The organism is Micromonospora sp. NBC_01699, assembly GCF_036250065.1.
Taxonomy (GTDB): Bacteria; Actinomycetota; Actinomycetes; order Mycobacteriales; family Micromonosporaceae; genus Micromonospora_G.
This window is the reverse complement of sequence record NZ_CP109199.1, coordinates 7,002,165-7,020,457: the sequence shown is the minus strand read 5'-3', so window position 1 is coordinate 7,020,457 and position 18,293 is coordinate 7,002,165. Positions and strand designations below refer to the sequence as shown.

The following is an 18,293-nucleotide window of genomic DNA, read 5'->3' as shown; positions in this document are numbered from 1 at the left end:
TCGGCCGCCCCGCCCGACGGGACTCAGACCAGGCCGTACGCCCGGATCACGGTCTGGGTGATCGCGTTGCCGGACCGGTCGGTGGCCCTGACCCGCAGCGACACGGTGCCCCGGCCGGCCGGAACGGTCGCCCGGTAGTCCGTACCGCCCCCGGTCACCCTGACCCTCTTCCAGGTGCGGCCCTCGTCGAAGGACACCTCGGCGGTCAGCTCGGTGCCCCGGGGCGCCGACAGCCCGTCCTGGCCGCGCAGGGTCAGACCGAGCGTGTGCTGCCGGTCGGACGCCCGACCGGACAGGTCCACCGGTACGGCGTAGTCCACCTGCAACAGCGGCAGCGGCCTGGCCCGGTCACCCGACTGCTGACCGGAGCGGAAGTCCCACACTGTCTCGGTACGCGTACCCCAGCGCCACTCGTCGTCCACGCGTTCGGTGCTCAGCGCCAACCGGTACCGGGCCTGCGCCGAGGTGGTGCTGACATCCCGGCGCGCGTCCGGCAGCTCGGCCAGCAGCTTCCCGTCCCGCCACAGCTTCGCCTCGACCCGGCTCGCCTCACCGATGGTGAAGTGGCCGTCGGCGTCGACAAACTCGGGCACCCGCAGCGCGAGCGTGTTCCCGGTCCGGGTGGAGACCAGCTCCGGCACCCCGGTCGGCGACGCCGGCCGGACCACCGGGGCGAGCCAGCTCTCCCGCGCGCTACCGGCACGGTAGGCGGTGGGTGCCTCGGTCATGCCGACGGCCAACGCGCCGAAGTCGTTCCACGGCCAGTTGTGCACCACCCGGTGCTGCCACAGTGAGTCCCCGCTCGTCACCCACTCCTCGCGGACCAACGGGGTCGCGACGAAGCGGGACGAGTCGTTCCACGAAAACGTCTGCCAGGGGCGCCATCCGAATCGTTGCTCCTTCTGCCATGAGAGTCCGCCGTTGTCGGCGTAACTGGAGGTGATGCGTACCGAGTTGGCCGGGGTGACCCGGTAGACGATCCGGTCCGGGACCCGGCCGGTTTCGACGTGCTGCACGTCGTACAGGTAGGGGCTGGAGGTGGTCAGGGTCAGGTCCAACCTGGCCCGGCCCCCGGCCGCGCGGGCGATCAGCCTCTCCCCGGCGTCGGCCGCCACGGCCAGCATCGGGATCGGCTCCCGCTCACCGGTCGGCTTCCACACCGTCCACGCCGACCAGTCCGCCGGCCGGACCATCAGGGTCAGCGCCGCACCGGCTGCGGCTGCGGCGGCGGTCACCTCACCCTCGCTCGGCGCGTCCTCACCGCCCGGTTCGTTGCCGGAGCGGATGAGCACGGCGGCACCGCGTACCCTCACCGCCGCCAGCTCGGCTGGCGTCCCCCGACCGGCGAAGACCAGCGGAAACTCGCGCTTGCCGGCGTACGCCGGAGACTGCCCGGTCAGATTGATGTCGAGCGGGCCGGACACCCCGTCCACCTTCGCCTGCACCATCGGCGCGACGAGCTGCCAGCGGGAGGAGAACTCGAACGTCCCGCTCGCCACCTTCCTCGTCGGGGTGACGTTGACCTGCTTGACGGTGCTGTAGTGCATGGTCCCGTGGTCGATCCGCCGACCGGTGCCGGTGACCCGGTGCACGTAGTAGCTCAACACCGCCTGCTGCTCGGCCGGCTTCGGCGTCTCGATCCGGATCGGGGTGCCCTTGCGGGCGTCGAGCAGCACCTCGATGTCCCGGTCGACCCGCAACTCCGGGTCGAGGATCGCCGTCGCCTGCTCGTTCTGTACGCCACCGTCGGAGATCAGCGCGTCCAGCAGGTAGGTGCCCTGCTCGACCTGCACCGTCTGGGTGGTGCCCGCCCACAGGAAGCCGAGGAAGTCAGAGCGGCTGCTGTCGCCCTGGAGGGAGACGAACGGCACCGCCACCGGCCCACCGGCCCGGTCGACCGCGCGCAGGGTCACTGTGTGCCGGGGACCCTCCGAGGTGACCGCCAGCGCCGTCGTGACCAGCACCCCACCGGGACCGGTCGCGGTGATCCAGCCGCCGTACCGGCCGGGGGCGAGCTTCGCCAGGTCGACGGTGACCGGTACGTCCACCGAGCCGCCGGCCGCAACGGTCACCGATCCGGTGCCGGCCGTGATGGCACCGGTCTGCGGGGCACGGGTGCCGAGATTCGACACGTCCACGGCCAGCGTCAGCGTCACCGGCGCGGTTCCGTCGTTGGCGTACGTCACCGTCCGGCTCACCGGCGCGGTGTCCGGCCCGGCGCCGGTGACCAGGCCGAAGTCGGCCACCCCGGTGGCGAACACCCGCTGGCCCACCGCGCGGGCCAGGTCCACCCGACCGGCCCCCTCGGCGAACACCGACAGCTCCCTGTTCGTACGGGCGGTGCTGACCAGGGCGTTCTTCAGTCGTGCCGGTGACCAGTCGGGGTGCTGCTGGGCCAGGAGTACGGCCGCGCCGGCCACGTGCGGGGTGGCCATCGAGGTGCCGGACGCGGCCGTGTAGAGGTCGTCGACCGGCGTACCCATGGTGGTGCCGGCGGCGCGGGCGGCGACGATGTCCACGCCCGGAGCGGTGATCTCCGGCTTGAGGCCCTCGTCGCCGAGGCGCGGGCCCCGGCTGGAGAAGTCGGCCAGCGACTCGTCCCGGTCCACCGCGCCGACGGTCAGCGCCGACGGGGCGACGCCGGGCGTACCGACGCTGTAGTCGGCGCCGTCGTTGCCGGCGGCGATCACGAACAGCGTGCCGTCCTCGGCGGTGATCCGGTCGACCGCCTGGCTGAGCGGGTCACTGCCGTCGGTCGGGCCACCGCCGAGGCTCATGTTGACCACCGCCGCGCCCTCGTCGGCGGCCCACTCCATGCCGGAGATGATCCACGACTCGTAGCCGCTGCCGTCGTCGCCGAGCACCTTGCCGACCAGCAGACTCGCGCCCGGAGCGACCCCCTTGCGGGTGCCGCCGGACCCGGCGCCGGTGCCGGCCACGGTCGCCGCGACGTGGGTACCGTGACCGAAGTGGTCGGTGGTGTCGGCGCTGTCGGTGAAGTTCTGCGCCAACGCCACCCGGCCGGTGAGGTCGGGGTGGGTCGGGTCGATGCCGGTGTCGAGCACGGCCACCCTGACCCCGGTGCCGTCGAAGCCGGCCTGCCAGGCGGCGGGCGCGCCGATCTGGGCGGTGCTCCGGTCGAGCACCGGGTGGATCTTCCCGTCCAGCCAGATTTGGCTGATCCCGGCGCCGAACGCGGGCGTACCGACGGGCGTACCTGAGTTCGCGCCCGGTTTCGCCGAGCGGACGGCCGGGTTCGGCGGTGCGGCGGTTTGCCAGAACCCGGCCAGCGAGTCTTTGCGGGCGGCCAGGGCGGCACCGCCGATGCTGGCCAGCGGGCGGGTGGCGGTCGTACCGGCGAGGGCGGCGCGGGCGGTGGCGCCGGGGTCCCGGTAGCGGACGATGAGCGGCAGGCTGGTCGCCGTACCGTCGCCGTATCCGTCGGCGATCAGCTCCTGGACGTCGAACAGGTCCGCGTCCAGGGTGCCGGCCGAGACGTACGGGACGACGTCGCTGGGCAGCACCCGCAGTCCGCCGTCGACCTCGACGGTGTGGAAGGTGATCCGCTCCCGGCCTGCGGCGGGGTGGACCGACGCGGCGTACCGGCCGTCACCGGCCGGGGCGACCTCGACCACGTCACCGGTGATCAGGGTGATCCTGGACGAGGTGCCGGTCAGCGGGTTCGGTGCCGTTCCCGGTGGTGCGGCCGTCGGTGGTGCGGCCGATGCCGGGGGCGTGCCGGCGGCGGTGATCGCGAGTACGGCCACCAGGCCGGCGGCCGTACGACGCAGGGGGGTGGACATTGCCCAGACTCCTCGGGTTCAGCGGGCGCCATCAAAATGGCGACAGCTCGGAGTCTGTGGCTGGAACATTTCTCTGGTCCCGCATCGGCGGTGCCGCAGAGGCGACATGGCGCTAAGTGGACATCGCGCCGCAGCACGGCGTGAAGCATCGATCAACGGTTGGTGACCGGCCATGAGCAGGCGGAAGTGTCGGCGACGCCGAACGGTTCAGGTGCCCGCGGCCGATCTCAGGCGGTGTGCCGGGCGAGGTCGGTGAGGGCGGCACCGGTGAGGCGGTACGGCAGCCACCCGTCCATCGCGGTGGCACCGATCGCGTGGTAGAACTCGCGGGCCGGGTTCCAGCTCAGCACCGACCAGTCCAGCCGCTCGTAGCCGCGCTCGACGCAGACGGCGGCCAGGGTGGCGAGCAGTCGGCGCCCGGTGCCGGTGCCACGGGCCGCCGGACGGACGTAGAGGTCCTCCAGATAGATCCCGTGTACGCCACGCCAGGTGGAGAAGTTGAGGAACCAGAGGGCGAGCCCGATCGGGTTGCCGTCGGTGTCGACCGCCACGTGCCCGAACAACGCCGGCTGCTCGGCGAAGAGGGCGGCGTGCAACTGCTGCTCGGTGAGGTGGCACTCGTCCGGGGCTCGCTCGTACTCGGCGAGCTCGTGGACCATCGCGACGATGGCCGGCACGTCCGAGGGACGCGCCGGCCGAATCGCGGGTACGGGACTGACGTCCCCCTGGTCGGCGGGAAGCCGGCCGGTGGAAACGGTGGAACTCACGCCTGCTTGGTCTCCCAGAAGATCTTCGAAATCTCGTCGATCTTCTGCAACAGCTCGTCGGCCTTGGCCGGGTCGGTCGACGCCTTGGCGCCGCCACCGCCACCGGCCAGCTTGGTGGCCTCGTTGAACAGCGAGTGCAGGTTCGGGTACTTCTCGAAGTGCAGCGGCTTGAAGTAGTCGGTCCAGAGCACCCACAGGTGGTGCTTGACCAGCTCAGCGCGCTGTTCCTTGATAATCAGGGCCCGGGTCCGGAACTCCGGGTCCGAGTTTGCCTGGTACTTCTCGCAGATCGCCTTGACGGACTCGGCCTCAATCCGAGCCTGGGCCGGGTCGTAGACCCCGCAGGGCAGATCGCAGTGGGCATGCGCGACGAAACGTGGTGTGAGGATGCGTGGAAGTCGCATCAAGGCCCTCCGTGGGATGTTTGCGATGATCCGAGACGACATTACTCCTGACTTACGTCCCCAGGGGCGGGGAGGTGAAACCTGGTGCGGATGGGACCAGCGGTAGACCCGGCGACTCCGCCCGACCGTCCCGTGCCGCCGGGGCGCGGGCTGTTCGCCGTACTCGTGATCGGTCCGTCCATGGTGCCGACGCTGCGTCACGGCGACGCGGTGCTGGTCCGGCGCGGTGGTCGCGCGGTCCGGCCCGGTGACGTGGTGGTCGCGGTCTTCCGCAGCCGCCCCGACCTGGTTGTGGTCAAACGGGTGGTCCGCGCCGAGGACGGCGGCTGGTGGCTGCGTGGTGACAATCCGCTGATCACCGACGACTCCCGAGCGTACGGGGTGGCCGATGTGCTCGGTCGGGTGGTGCTGCGCTACTGGCCGAGCCCCCGGAGGTTCGGTTACCCCTCGGTATGACCCTGCTCACAGGTACGGTAAACAGACGACAGTATGCTCATTGGCCGTGCCCGGGTGATCCCCCCGCACCGCACCGCCGGTCATTCGCCGACCTCGCGTCGAGCCGGTTGGGTCCAACAACTGCTCGACGAATCCTGGAGTTCCCATGTCATCCACTTCTGTGGATCATTCTGATCCGGTCTTCGAACTGCATCGCGGGGGCAAGTTGGCGGTTGCCTCGACCGTACCGCTGACCAGCCGGGAAGACCTTTCGCTCGCGTACACCCCGGGGGTTGCCCGGGTCTGCGAGGCGATCGCCGCCGACCCCGCGCTCGTCGACGACTACACCTGGGTCTCGCACACCGTCGCCGTGGTGACCGACGGGTCGGCCGTGCTCGGGCTGGGCAACATCGGCCCGCGCGCGGCGATGCCGGTGATGGAGGGCAAGGCGGTGCTCTTCAAGCAGTTCGGCGGGATCGACGCGGTGCCGATCTGCCTGGACACGCAGGACGTGGAAGAGATCATCTCGGTGGTGACCGCGCTGGCCCCGTCGTTCGGTGGGATCAACCTGGAGGACATCAGCGCGCCCCGCTGCTTCGAGATCGAGCGCCGGCTGGAGGAGGCGTTGCCGATCCCGGTCTTCCACGACGACCAGCACGGCACCGCGATCGTCGTGCTCGCCGCCCTGCGCAACGCCGCCACGCTGCTCAACCGCAAGCTCGGTGACCTGCGCGTGGTGGTCAGCGGCGCGGGCGCGGCCGGCGTCGCGGTGACCAGGATGCTGGCCGCCGGCGGGGTCAACCCGGACGACATGGTGGTCTGCGACTCGCGCGGCATCCTGCACCGGGACCGGGACGGGCTCACCGAGGTCAAGGCGGAGCTGGCCGAGTTCACCAACGCGGACCGGCGACAGGGCGACATCACCGCCGCGCTGCGCGACGCCGACGTGCTGATCGGTGTCTCCGGCGGGCAGATCCCGGAGCAGGCGATCGCCGGCATGGCTCCCGGTGGCATCGTCTTCGCCCTGGCCAACCCCACGCCCGAGGTGCACCCGGACGTCGCGGCCCGGCACGTCGCCGTGGTCGCCACCGGCCGCAGCGACTTCCCGAACCAGATCAACAACGTGCTCGCGTTCCCGGGCATCTTCCGGGGCGCGCTCGACGCGCGGGCCACCCGGATCACCGACGGCATGAAGGTGGCCGCCGCCGACGCGATCGCCGCGGTGGTCGCCGATAATCTGACCGCCGACGCCATCGTCCCGTCGCCGCTCGACCCTCGGGTCGCCCCGGCGGTGGCCGAGGCGGTCCTCGAAGCCGCCCGCCGCGACGGCGTCGCCCGCGCCTGAGGTCGAGGGCAGGGGCGCCTCCCCGCCGTTCCCGGCCGGGGAACCGCCCCTGCCCGTTCCCCTGCGCGGCGGCGGTTGTGGTGATGGAGGCGGTTCCGGTGGCGGACCGACGCTGTTAGCGTGCGGATCATGCGTGCCGCCTTCGCCTCGACGTTCGATGCCGACAATCCGCTCGCCGCGCTCTCCGTCGGCGACCGGCCGGAGCCGGTCCACCCGGCCGACGACTGGGTGACGGTCGAGGTCAGGGCCACTTCGCTCAACCGGCACGACCTGTGGTCACTGGCCGGGGTCGGGCTCGTCGCGGAGCAGTTGCCGATGATCCTCGGTTGCGACGCCGCCGGAGTCGACCCGGACGGCAACGAGGTGGTCGTCTACCCGGTGGTGGTGGATCCGGCCGACCCGCGCGGGGTGTCGATCCTGTCGGAGCGGTTCCCGGGCACGCTCGCCGACCGGGTCGCGGTGCCGAGGGCGAACCTGGTGCCCGTACCGGTGGGGCTCTCGCTCACCGATGTGGCCTGCCTGCCGACGGCCTGGCTGACCGCGTACCGGATGCTCACCGGCCCGGGGCGCGTCGCCGAGGGCGACGCGGTGCTGGTGCAGGGCGCCGGGGGCGGGGTGGCGACCGCCGCCGTCGTGCTCGCGGTGGCGATGGGCAAACGGGTGTACGCGACCAGCCGCGACGCCGCCAAGCGGGACCGGATAGGCGCGCTCGGTGCGACCGCGCTGGCACCCGGTGCCCGGCTGCCGGAACGCGTCGACGTGGTCATCGAGACCGTCGGCGCGGCGACGTTCGACCACTCGATGAAGTCGGCCGCACCGGGCGCCCGGATAGTGGTGTCCGGCGCGACCTCCGGGTACGAGCCGAAGGTGAACCTGCGCCGGGTGTTCGCCATGCAGTTGGCGATCCTCGGTACCTCGATGGGGACCCCGGCCGAGCTGGCCGAGTTGCTCGCCCTCTGTGTCGAGCGGGGGATCCGCCCGGTGGTCGACTCGGTGTACGGGTTCTCCGAGGCGGCCGACGCGTTCGCCCGGCTCCAGTCCGGCGAGGTGTTCGGCAAGGTGGTGCTGGACCACTCACGGTGAGCGCCCCCGTCCGTTCCGTACGGCGGCACGGGCGTCTCGCGTACGGTAGCGAGTTGAACACGCGCGACCACGCGATTTGAAAATCCGGACCTTTCCCCCTGGGCAAAGCGGGGCAAACGAGCGGGATAAGGCCCTTGAAAAGCGGAGATAAGGCTTGGGAAAGCCACACTTCAGGAAAACTAAAGGTTCGGTTTCCGATCTCCTTGTGATACCTCATGGTCACCTTGTGTGCGCGGTACAGTCAGGCGGCTCTGCTCTGCTGATTGCGGACTATATGTAGGTCGAAGGGGTTAGATCTTGAGGTTCTCGGCGGCGCACAAAGATATTGAACAAGAATCACGATCCTCGCGAGGCGGGCATAAGTTATTTAGCCGACGCCCGCGTTCATTATTGGTAATTCTGACAACCCTCGCTATTGCCGTTGCCGGAATCGGGGTCGCCGTCGCCGGCAACCGCGACGGTTCGATGGCGGTCTACAAGGACGGCACCGTGATCGACGGCGCCGTGATCAACGGCTACCTGCACGTACGGGCGAACAACGTCACGATCAAGAATTCGACCATCCGGTACGGCGGCGCCTCGCACGCGCTGCGCGTCTTCGACGGTTTCTCCGGGACCGTGGTCGAGGACACCAAGATTCATTGTGGTTCGGCCCGGACCAATGGCCTGGTCTTCGGTAACTACACCGCCCGGCGGGTGCAGATCTTCGGCTGCCGCAACGGCTTCATGTACTCCGACTCGTCGCCGGCGACGATTGTCGACTCGACCTGGAACGGCAAGGCGATCACCGCGGGAGCGGAACTCGGGCCGGCGCCCGAGCGACCCCCGGCGGAGGCGACTGCGACCCCCAGCGCCAGCCCCAGCCCCAGCCGTACCACCGCGCCGCCGGCCAGCAACGCCCCGCCGCCCGAGGCGATCGGCCGGATCCCGGACTCGTTCCCCGGCCCGAACACGACCGGCGTACCGGCCGGCGTCACGCTCAAGGCATCCGGCTCGATCAACGCGACCAAGGACGGCCAGGTCTTCACCGGGCTCGACATCAAGGGGTGCGTGACCGTCACCGCGAAGAACGTGGTCCTGCGGAAGTCGCGGATCAGCTGCGGCGGGCTCTACTCGATCAAGACCACCGGCGCGGTCAACCTGGTGGTCGAGGACGTCGAGATCAACGGGCAGGGCAAGAACTCGGCGGCCGTCTGCTGCGGCGACTACACCCTGCGCCGAGTCGAGATCACCAACACCATCGACGGCCCGCGCCTGGGCAGCAACACGGTGATCGAGAACTCCTGGATCCACCATCTCGCCCGGGCCAGCGGCTCGCACAACGACGCACTCCAGACCACCGGTGCCTCGAACATCGTCGTACGCGGCAATTCCCTGGAGGCGTACAACCCGACGACGAAGGATCCGTTCAACGCCTGCATCATGATCGGCTCGACCACCGGCCCGGTCGTGTCGAACCTGACGTTCGAGCAGAACTACTGCAACGGCGGCAACTATTCGATCGGGGTCCGCGAAGACCTCAACGCCTCGAACATCAGGTTCCGGCAGAACGTGTTCGGCCGGGACTACCGGTTCGGTGTGGTCGCCCGACCCGGCCAGGCCGGAATCAGCTGGGACAGGCCGAGCAACGTCTGGGCGGACGACCGCAAGCCGGTTGTCCCGTAACCAGGTCGCACGCTCCGGTAGCCCGGAGCCCGATGCTCTCGTAGCTCCACCCGAGCCACCCCCCGTCGCGGGCCCGTGCACACGCACGGGCCCGCGACGCGCGTTCGAGGCAAAGGGGGTACGGGCGGGCGGTACCGCGACCGGAGATCGAGCGTACGCACGCCGACCGCGTACGTTCTCTCTCCGGCGCTCGACGGGGCGGCGTGTGCACTCGCCCCGGGGCGGCGACCGCCCGCCCGTGACCGGTGTGCGGGCTCGACCGGGCAGGATGACGGACCCGATCGCGGTCGTTTCCGCGCACCACATTGACCGTAAGCGTGCGCTGTGCGTTACGCGGCCACCCGTCCGGCTCTCGTACGGCGGCCAGCCGGTCGATGTTGACCGGCCACCTTGGTGGCCCGAGCGCCGCCGGACGGGTCGGCGCAGGGGTCAGGGGATTGGTCTCGCGGCCCCCGGACCCGGACCGGCCGGCGGGACCCGGCCGACCCGAGGCGGCTGTTCGCTATGGTCTTCGGCATGCCTGACAGTTACCAGGACCCCAGTGGCAACACCGAGGCGTTCCGTGCCTTCGCACACCCGTCCACCGAATCGCCCGCCGAATCGCCCGCCGAATCGCCCGCCGCCGTCAAACCGTCGACCAACCTCCCGTTGATCGTCGGCGGAATCGTCGCCGCCCTGGCAGTCATAGCCCTAATCACCTGGCTGGCCCTCTAACCCCCACCCACCCCACCACCCCACCCCCGCCTCCCACCCCACTCACCTCGTTGATCATGAAGTTAGCGCGACGACACGCCGGTGCCGGGCGCGCTAACTTCATGATCAACCGGGTTGGTGGGTGAGTAGGGCGGCGGTTTGGCGGGCGATCTCCAGTTCCTCGTTGGTGGGGATGACCGCTACTGCGGTGGGGGAGGTGGGGGAGGAGATCAGGCGGTCGCCGGTGGCGTTGGCGGTGTTGCGGGTTGGGTCGACGGTGATACCCAGGTGGTGCAGGTCGGCCAGGGCGGCGGCACGGACGGGGGCGGCGTGCTCGCCGACACCGGCGGTGAAGGTGACCGCGTCGAGCCGGCCGAGCATCGCGAAATACCCACCCACATAAAACTTGATCCGCTGGCAGTAGACCTGGAACGCCAGCTCCGCGGCCGGGTCACCGGCCACCCGACGGCTCAGCACCTCGCGCATGTCGTTCGCCCCGGTCAGCCCGAGCAGGCCGCTGCGGTGGTTGAGTAGGTCGTCGATCTGATCCACCGACATTCCGGCGACCCGCCGGAGCTGGAAGACGACCGTCGGATCCAGGTCACCGCTGCGAGTCCCCATCACCAGGCCGGCTAGCGGCGACATCCCCATCGAGGTGGCGACGCTCCGGCCACCGGCGACCGCACACGCGCTCGCCCCGTTGCCCAGGTGCAACGTGATCGTGTTGACCTGCTCGTACGGCCGTCCGAGCAGCGCCGCCGTACGCCGGGAGACGTACGCGTGCGAGGTGCCGTGGAAGCCGTAGCGGCGGATGCCGTACTTGTGGGCGGTTTCGGCGTCGATGGCGTACGTGGCGGCGGCCTCGGGCATGGTGCGGTGGAACGCGGTGTCGAAGACCGCGACCTGCGGTACGCCGGGCAGCAGTTGCCGGGTGACCGCGATCCCGGTCAGGTTGGCCGGATTGTGCAGCGGGGCGAGCGGCACCAGGTCGGTGATCTCCCCGAACACCTCGTCGCTCACCAGGGTCGGCTCGGCGAACCGCTGCCCGCCGTGCACCACCCGGTGCCCGACCCCGGTCAGCCCGGTGAGGTCGATCCGGTCCAGCACCTGCCGGATCGCATTCTCGTGGTTCGCCGGCCCGCCGCCGGGCTCGCCGATCCGCTCGATTACACCCTGCCCGAGCACCACCGGCCCGCCGCCGGCCCCGGGTGCCCTGTCACCGGCATCGTCGCCATCGGCCACGGCTATCTGGTTCCCGTCCGTCACCGGTCTGTCGTCAGCGGCGTCGACACCGTCATAGAGGCGATACTTCAGCGACGACGAACCGCAGTTCACCACCAGGATCCGGCTCACGACACTGCCCCGTCCCGCACCAGGATCCGGCTCACGACACTGCCTCGTCCCGACGGCCGGGCCGGTCGCTCGTCGAACGGTCCCGGTGGCTCGGCGCATCCCTTTCGGCGGGACCGGTCGCCGCCGCCTGGATCGCGGTGATCGCGACCGTGTTCACGATGTCCTTCACCGTCGCCCCCCGGGACAGGTCGTTCACCGGACGGCGCAGCCCCTGCATCACCGGGCCGACCGCCACCGCCCCGGCCGAGCGCTGCACGGCCTTGTACGTGTTGTTGCCGGTGTTCAGATCCGGGAACACGAACACGGTGGCCCGGCCGGCGACCGTACTGCCGGGCAGTTTCGCCGCCGCGACAGCGGGATCGATCGCGGCGTCGTACTGAATTGGTCCCTCGACCAGCAGGTCCGGCCGGCGGGCCCGGACCAGTTCGGTGGCGGCCGCGACCTTCTCCACGTCGGCGCCCGCACCGGACGCTCCGGTCGAGTACGACAGCATCGCCAGCCGGGGCTCGACACCGAACCGGGCGGCGGTGTCGGCCGAGGAGAGCGCGATGTCGGCGAGCTGGGCCGCGTCCGGGTCCGGGTTGACCGCGCAGTCGCCGTACACCAGCACCCGGTCGGTGAGCAGCATGAAGAAGACGCTGGACGCCACCGAAACCCCGGGCACGGTACGGATGATCTCGAAAGCCGGGCGGATCGTGGCGGCGGTGGTGTGGGTGGCGCCGGAGACCATGCCGTCGGCGTGACCCAGGTGCACCATCATCGTGCCGAAGTAGTTGGGACTGGCCACCACGTCGTGGGCCAGGTCCAGGGTGGCGCCCCGGTGGGCGCGCAGCCGGGCGTACTCGGCGGCGAAGTCGTCCCGCCACGCGTTGGCGGCGGGGTCGACCAGGTCGGCCTGCTCGATGTCGACGCCCAACTCGCGCGCCTTGCGGCGGATCTCGCCCGGATCACCGAGCAGGGTCAGATCGGCCACCCGGCGGCGGAGCAGGATCTCGGTCGCCCGCAGGATCCGCTCGTCCGTACCCTCGGGCAGCACCAACCGGCGGCGGGCCGCGCGGGCCCGGTCGATCAGGTCGTATTCGAACATCAGCGGGGTGACCCGCGCGGACCGGGCGACCCGCAGCCGTCGGGACAACTCCGGGGTGTCGACCGCGGCCTCGAAGGCGCCGAGCGCGGCCTCCACCTTGCGCGGATGAGCGGCGCTCGGCCGACCCTCGATCCGGCTGGACGCGGCGACCGTGTGGTAACTGTCACCCGGCACCGAGAGCACCGCCAGCCCGGTACGCAGCCGTTCCACCAGCCGCATCACCCGAGGATCGGGCTGCTCGCCGAGGGTGAGTACCAGCCCGGCCACCGAGACCTGCCCGGCGACGTGCGCCGCGGCGGCGGCCACCAGCAGGTCGGCCCGGTCCCCCGGAGTGATCATCAGGGCGCCGTCGGTCAGGTGGTCGAGCAGGGTCGGCACATGCGCCGCCCCGACCACGAAGTCGAGCACGTCCCGGTCGAGCGCGGCCCGGTCACCGGCGAGCAGGGTGGCGCCGAGCGCCGCCGCCACCTCGGCCACCGTCGGCGCCGACACCGCCGCCACCTCGGGAATCGCGTACGCGGGCACCGGTAGTTCCGGCAGTCTCATCGGCCCCGGCACCCGGTTGGCGACCACCGCCAGTACGGTCGTACCCAGGTCCTCCAGGTCGTGGTACGCGCTGCGCGCCGCCGCCGCGATCGTCTCCGGCTCCTGGCCGAACCCGTCCACGACCGCAACCACCACGCTGCCGAACTCGTTGGCCAGCCGGGCGTTGAAGGCGAGTTCGCGGGAGAGCCCGCCGGTGCCGCTCTCGACCGCGTCGTCGAAGTCGCTGCCGACCACGACCACGGCCGGACAGCCCCGCTCGACCGCCCGGTAGCGCTCCACGATCCGGGAGATCAGCTCTTCCCGTTGACCGTCGGCGACCAGCGCGGACGCCTCCGCGTAGGTGGTGCCGTACAGGTCGCCGGCCGGGGTGTCGATCCGGTAGCGGTCGCGCAGCAGGGCCAGGATCGGATCCTCGTCGGTCCCGCCGACCAGTGGCCGGAACACGCCGATCCGCTCGACCTGCCGGGAGAGCAGTTCGGCGAACCCAAGCGCGATCGTCGACTTACCCCCGCCATGCCCCAGCCCAGCAACATAGACACTCCGCGCCACGCCCCCAACCTACAAGATCGAGCCCCCCTCCCCCTCCCTTCCCCTCCCCCCCCTCTCCTCCCCCCTCTCCTCCCCCCGCCCCTCTCCCCGTCGATCTAGGGCAAATGGTGGTGATCGGAGATCAACAAGCACGTATATGCCCTAGATCGACGAGGAGAGTGGCGGGGGGGGGAGGGGAGGGGGTTATTCGTCGTGGTCGTCGTCGAGGCGGGCTAGCCAGGTGGCGAAGCGTTCTATGGGGGTTTCGAAGTCGGGGTTGAGGTCTACGAAGTCGCGGAGGCGTTCGGCCAGCCACTCCAGGGTGACGGTCTCGTCGCCTCGGCGCTCGACCAGTTCCTCGATGCCCCGGTCGGTGAAGTACATGGTGGTCCCTTCGGACGACGGGGCGGATCGAGGTGTGCACCTCGATCCGCCCCGGTCTCAACTGCGGCGATACTGATTGATCAGGGGCGGGGAAGTGCCGCCTCGATCAGTGCGGTCTGCTCGACCTCGTGCATCTTGGCCGAGCCCACGGCGGGAGCGGCGGCGGCCGGGCGGGAGATCCGCCGAAGCCGTACGCCCTCCAGGTGCTCCAGCAGGTTGAGCGCCACGAACGACCAGGCACCCTGGTTGGCCGGCTCCTCCTGGACCCAGGCGAAGTCCTCCGCGTTCGGGTACTCGGCCAGGGCCGCCCGGATCTCCTCCACCGGCAGCGGGTAGAGCTGCTCCATCCGTACGATCGCGGTGTCCGTGATCTTGCGCTCGTCGCGGGCCTGGAGCAGGTCGTAGTAGATCTTGCCGGTGCAGAGCAGCACCCGCTTGACCGACTCCGGCTTGGCGATGGTCCGGTCGCCCAGCACCGGCTGGAAACCGCCGGTGGTGAAGTCCGCGACGCTGGAGACACAGAGCTTGTGCCGCAGCAGGGACTTCGGCGTGAAGACCACCAGCGGCTTGCGCTTCTCCGACAGCGCCTGGCGGCGCAGCAGGTGGAAGTGGTTCGCCGGGGTGGTCGGGATGGCCACCCGCATGTTGTCCTCGGCGCACATCTGTAGGAAGCGCTCCGGCCGGCCGGAGGTGTGGTCCGGCCCCTGACCCTCGTGGCCGTGCGGCAGCAGCAGCGTCACCGCCGACTGCTGGCCCCACTTGACCTCGCTGGAGGAGATGAACTCGTCCACCACCGACTGGGCGCCGTTGGCGAAGTCACCGAACTGCGCCTCCCAGAGCACCAGCGCCTCGGTGTTCTCCACCGAGTAGCCGTACTCGAAGCCCATCGCGGCGTACTCGCTGAGCAGCGAGTCGTGGACGAAGAACCGGGACCGGTCGTTGGTCAGCGCGGACAGCGGCAGGTGCTCCCTGCCGGTCTTGGAGTCCACGATGACCGCGTGCCGCTGCACGAAGGTGCCCCGGCGCGAGTCCTGACCGGCGAGCCGTACGGTCACCCCGTCGTGCAGCAGCGAACCGAACGCGATGATCTCGCCGAAGCCCCAGTCGATGTTGCCGTCGGTGGCCATCTTGGCCCGCCGGTCGAGCAACTGCTGGATCCGCTTGTGCGGGGTGAAGCCCTCGGGCAGCGTCGTGTGCGCCGTACCGATGGCATGCACCACGTCCGCGCTGATCGCGGTCTGGACCTGCGGCTCCGGCTCGGCCTGGCGGCGCGGGCGGGCCGGCTGCCGGCCCGGCGTCGCGGCGTCGCGGGTGGCCTTGAAGACCCGTTCGAGCTGGGCCTGGAAGTCGCGCAGCAACTCCTCGGCGTCCTCGACGGTGATGTCCCCGCGCCCGATCAGCTCCTCGGTGTAGAGCTTGCGGACCGACCGCTTTGAATCGATGATCTGGTACATCTGCGGGTTGGACATCGAGGGGTCGTCGCCCTCGTTGTGGCCACGCCGCCGGTAGCAGACCAGGTCGATCACGACGTCCTTGTTGAACGCCTGGCGGTACTCGAAGGCCAGCCGGCCGACCCGGACCACGGCCTCCGGGTCGTCCCCGTTGACGTGGAAGATCGGCGCCTGGATCATCCGGGCGACGTCGGTGCTGTAGAGGCTGGAGCGCGAGTATTCCGGGGCGGTGGTGAAGCCGACCTGGTTGTTCACGACCACGTGTACGGTCCCGCCGGTGCGGTAGCCGCGCAGCTGGGACAGGTTGAGCGTCTCGGCCACCACGCCCTGCCCGGCGAACGCGGCGTCGCCGTGCACCGCCACCGGCAGCACGGTGTAGCCCTCCAGGCGCAGGTCGATCCGGTCCTGCTTGGCCCGGACGATGCCCTCCAGCACCGGGTCGACCGCCTCCAGGTGCGAGGGGTTGGCGGTCACCGAGACCTTGATCGCGTGCTCGCCGTCCGGGGTGCTGAACTTGCCGGCCTGGCCCAGGTGGTACTTCACGTCACCCGAGCCCTGGGTCGACCGCGGGTCGAGGTGCCCCTCGAACTCGGAGAAGATCTTCTCGTACGGCTTGCCGACGATGTTGGCCAGCACGTTCAGCCGACCCCGGTGGGCCATGCCGATGACGATCTCGTCCAGCCCACCCTCGGCCGCCGCCTCCAGCACCTCGCCGAGCAGCGGGATCAGCGACTCGCCGCCCTCCAGCGAGAAGCGCTTCTGGCCGACGTACTTGGTCTGGAGGAAGGTCTCGAACGCCTCGGCCGCGTTCAGCCGGTTGAGTACGTGCTTCTGCTCGTCGGCGGACGGCTTCTCGTACTTGCGCTCGATCCGGTCCTGGATCCAGCGCCGCTCCTCCGGGTCCTGGATGTGCATGTACTCCACGCCGACCCGCCGGCAGTAGGAGTCACGCAGCACCCCGAGGACCTCGCGGAGCTTCATCTTCTGCTTGCCGTTGAAGCCGCCGACCGGGAAGTAGCGGTCCAGGTCCCAGAGGGTCAGGCCGTGCTGGAGCACGTCCAGGTCCGGGTGCTTGCGGATCTTGAATTCGAGCGGGTCGGTGTCGGCCATCAGGTGACCGCGCACCCGGTACGCGTGGATGATCTCGATGACCCGGGCGGTCTTGTCGATCTGACCCTCGGAGGTCACCGCCACGTCGCGCATCCAGCGCACCGGCTCGTACGGGATCCGCAGCGACGTGAAGATCTGGTCGAAGAAGCCGCGCTCGCCGAGGATCAGCTCGTGCATCACCTTCAGGAACTCGCCGGACTGGGCGCCCTGGATGATCCGGTGGTCGTACGTGCTGGTCAGCGTGATGATCTTGCTGACCGCGAGGTCGGCCAGAGTCTCCTCGGACATGCCCTGGTACGGGGCCGGGTACTCCATCGCACCGACACCGATGATCGTGCCCTGCCCGACCATCAGTCGGGGCTGCGAGTGCACCGTGCCGATCCCGCCCGGGTTGGTCAGCGAGACCGTCGTGCCGCCGTAGTCCTCCATGGTCAGCTCGTTGCGCCGGGCCCGCCGGACCACGTCCTCGTACGCCTGCCAGAACTGGCGGAAGTCCATCTGCTCGCACGCCTTGATCGACGGCACCACCAGGTTGCGTGAACCGTCGGGCTTGGCCAGGTCGATCGCGATGCCCAGGTTGACGTGCTCCGGCCGGACCATCACCGGCTTGCCGTCCACCTCGGCGTACGAGTTGTTCATCTCGGGATGTTCGGCCAGCGCCCGGACCAGCGCCCACCCGATCAGGTGGGTGAAGCTGACCTTGCCGCCCCGACCCCGCGCAAGGTGATTGTTGATCACGATGCGGTTGTCCACCAGCAGCTTCGCCGGGACCGCGCGGACGCTGGTCGCGGTCGGCACCGACAGCGACGCGTCCATGTTCTGCACGATCTTCGCCGCGACACCGCGCAGCGCCGTGGTGCTGCTGCCCGCGGCCAGCGGCTGGGCCGGCGCGGCCTTCGGCTTGGCCTGGGGTGCGGCGACCGGAGCACCGGTCTTCGCCGCCGCCTCGGTCTTCGGCGTGGCCCCGGTCTTCGGGGCGGCCTCGGTCGGCTGCGCCGCGGCCGGCTTGGGGGCTGCGGGCTTCGCGTCGGTGGCCGGTACGGTCGCCGGTCGGGTCTGCGCGGCCGGCGGGGGCGGGCTGGCCGCTTCCTTCTTCACCCCCGGCGCAGGCTTGGCCGCTGCTACTGTTTTCGGACCCGACCCGTTGCCGTCAGCCGCGGCCGGAGCCGAGTCGGTTGCCGGTCGGTAGTCGGCAAAAAAGTCGTGCCAGGCTGAATCGACGCTGGTGGGGTCGGCGAGGTAACGCTGGTACATCTCCTCGACGACCCACTCGTTCGGGCCGAAACCCGCCAGTGGGTTGTCCTGCGAAGTCTGCTGGGTCGACACGGCCAGTGATCGCCTCTTTCACGCGGGTTCTGCGGTTCACGCGGGTTCTGGCCGCCGCCCTGGGCCGGGGTCAGAAATCAGTGTCCAGGCTACGCCGTACGCTATCGGCCGGCATTGCCGCATCCGGCCCGTGTCGTGATTCACACCGTGAAAGTGCTGTTCACCTGGTATTCAGTCGGCTGTCGTCGCCCGGTCGGCGGAGACCGGGCCGGTACCGGCCGCCGCGGACCGATCCGTAGCCGCGCGGCGCCCCGCGCCGTCTGCCCTGAACAGGGCCGTTCATCCGATCGACACCCACGCATCCGGTGCGCGA

At 70.3% G+C, this 18,293-nt stretch carries 11 protein-coding genes and 1 pseudogene; 5 read left to right on the top strand and 7 right to left on the bottom strand.

The annotated features are described in order from the left end of the window. Positions 1–23: 23 nt before the first annotated feature. The 3 genes from OG792_RS28790 to sodN all read right to left on the bottom strand — a co-directional run bounded on the left by OG792_RS28790 (position 24) and on the right by sodN (position 4,974). The gene (locus OG792_RS28790; RefSeq protein ID WP_329104140.1) at positions 24–3,803 is read right to left on the bottom strand and encodes a S8 family serine peptidase; all 3,780 of its coding nucleotides are present in this window, start codon (positions 3,801–3,803) and stop codon (positions 24–26) included. A gap of 227 nt (positions 3,804–4,030) precedes the next feature. Beyond that, positions 4,031–4,462: a GNAT family N-acetyltransferase gene (locus tag OG792_RS28785; RefSeq protein ID WP_329111489.1), complete on the bottom strand. Its 432-nt coding sequence runs from the start codon at positions 4,460–4,462 to the stop codon at positions 4,031–4,033. 104 nt (positions 4,463–4,566) lie between these two features. Beyond that, positions 4,567–4,974: a superoxide dismutase, Ni gene (gene sodN / locus OG792_RS28780; protein ID WP_329104138.1), complete on the bottom strand. Its 408-nt coding sequence runs from the start codon at positions 4,972–4,974 to the stop codon at positions 4,567–4,569. A 90-nt stretch (positions 4,975–5,064) separates the two neighbouring features. On the opposite strand from sodN, the gene OG792_RS28775 reads away from it, so the two are divergent. The 5 genes from OG792_RS28775 to OG792_RS28755 all read left to right on the top strand — a co-directional run bounded on the left by OG792_RS28775 (position 5,065) and on the right by OG792_RS28755 (position 10,216). Next, positions 5,065–5,430, top strand: coding sequence for a S24 family peptidase (locus tag OG792_RS28775; protein ID WP_329104136.1), 366 nt, complete (start codon positions 5,065–5,067; stop codon positions 5,428–5,430). Positions 5,431–5,575: 145 nt separating this feature from the next. After that, positions 5,576–6,754, top strand: a complete 1,179-nt coding sequence (locus OG792_RS28770) for an NAD(P)-dependent malic enzyme (protein ID WP_329104134.1) — start codon at positions 5,576–5,578, stop codon at positions 6,752–6,754. A 120-nt stretch (positions 6,755–6,874) separates the two neighbouring features. Continuing rightward, positions 6,875–7,837 (top strand): zinc-binding dehydrogenase, encoded by a 963-nt coding sequence (locus OG792_RS28765; RefSeq protein ID WP_329104132.1) that lies wholly within the window; start codon positions 6,875–6,877, stop codon positions 7,835–7,837. 465 nt (positions 7,838–8,302) lie between these two features. Continuing rightward, a complete protein-coding gene (locus tag OG792_RS28760) occupies positions 8,303–9,502 on the top strand; it encodes a hypothetical protein (RefSeq protein ID WP_329104130.1) in 1,200 nt (399 codons plus the stop codon). A gap of 516 nt (positions 9,503–10,018) precedes the next feature. Next, on the top strand, positions 10,019–10,216 hold the full coding sequence (locus OG792_RS28755) for a hypothetical protein (protein ID WP_329104127.1): 198 nt from the start codon (positions 10,019–10,021) through the stop codon (positions 10,214–10,216). Positions 10,217–10,321: 105 nt separating this feature from the next. Here OG792_RS28755 and OG792_RS28750 read toward each other — a convergent pair whose 3' ends face one another. The 4 genes and pseudogenes from OG792_RS28750 to OG792_RS28735 form a co-directional block, all read right to left on the bottom strand. Next, positions 10,322–11,548: an acetate/propionate family kinase gene (locus OG792_RS28750; protein ID WP_329104125.1), complete on the bottom strand. Its 1,227-nt coding sequence runs from the start codon at positions 11,546–11,548 to the stop codon at positions 10,322–10,324. Between the two features lie 112 nt (positions 11,549–11,660). Continuing rightward, positions 11,661–13,730: pseudogene (gene pta / locus OG792_RS28745) on the bottom strand (phosphate acetyltransferase); the annotation flags it as partial. A 183-nt stretch (positions 13,731–13,913) separates the two neighbouring features. After that, on the bottom strand, positions 13,914–14,093 hold the full coding sequence (locus OG792_RS28740) for a DUF6104 family protein (protein ID WP_329104123.1): 180 nt from the start codon (positions 14,091–14,093) through the stop codon (positions 13,914–13,916). 80 nt (positions 14,094–14,173) lie between these two features. Beyond that, on the bottom strand, positions 14,174–17,980 hold the full coding sequence (locus tag OG792_RS28735; protein ID WP_329104121.1) for a multifunctional oxoglutarate decarboxylase/oxoglutarate dehydrogenase thiamine pyrophosphate-binding subunit/dihydrolipoyllysine-residue succinyltransferase subunit: 3,807 nt from the start codon (positions 17,978–17,980) through the stop codon (positions 14,174–14,176). Positions 17,981–18,293: the final 313 nt, after the last annotated feature.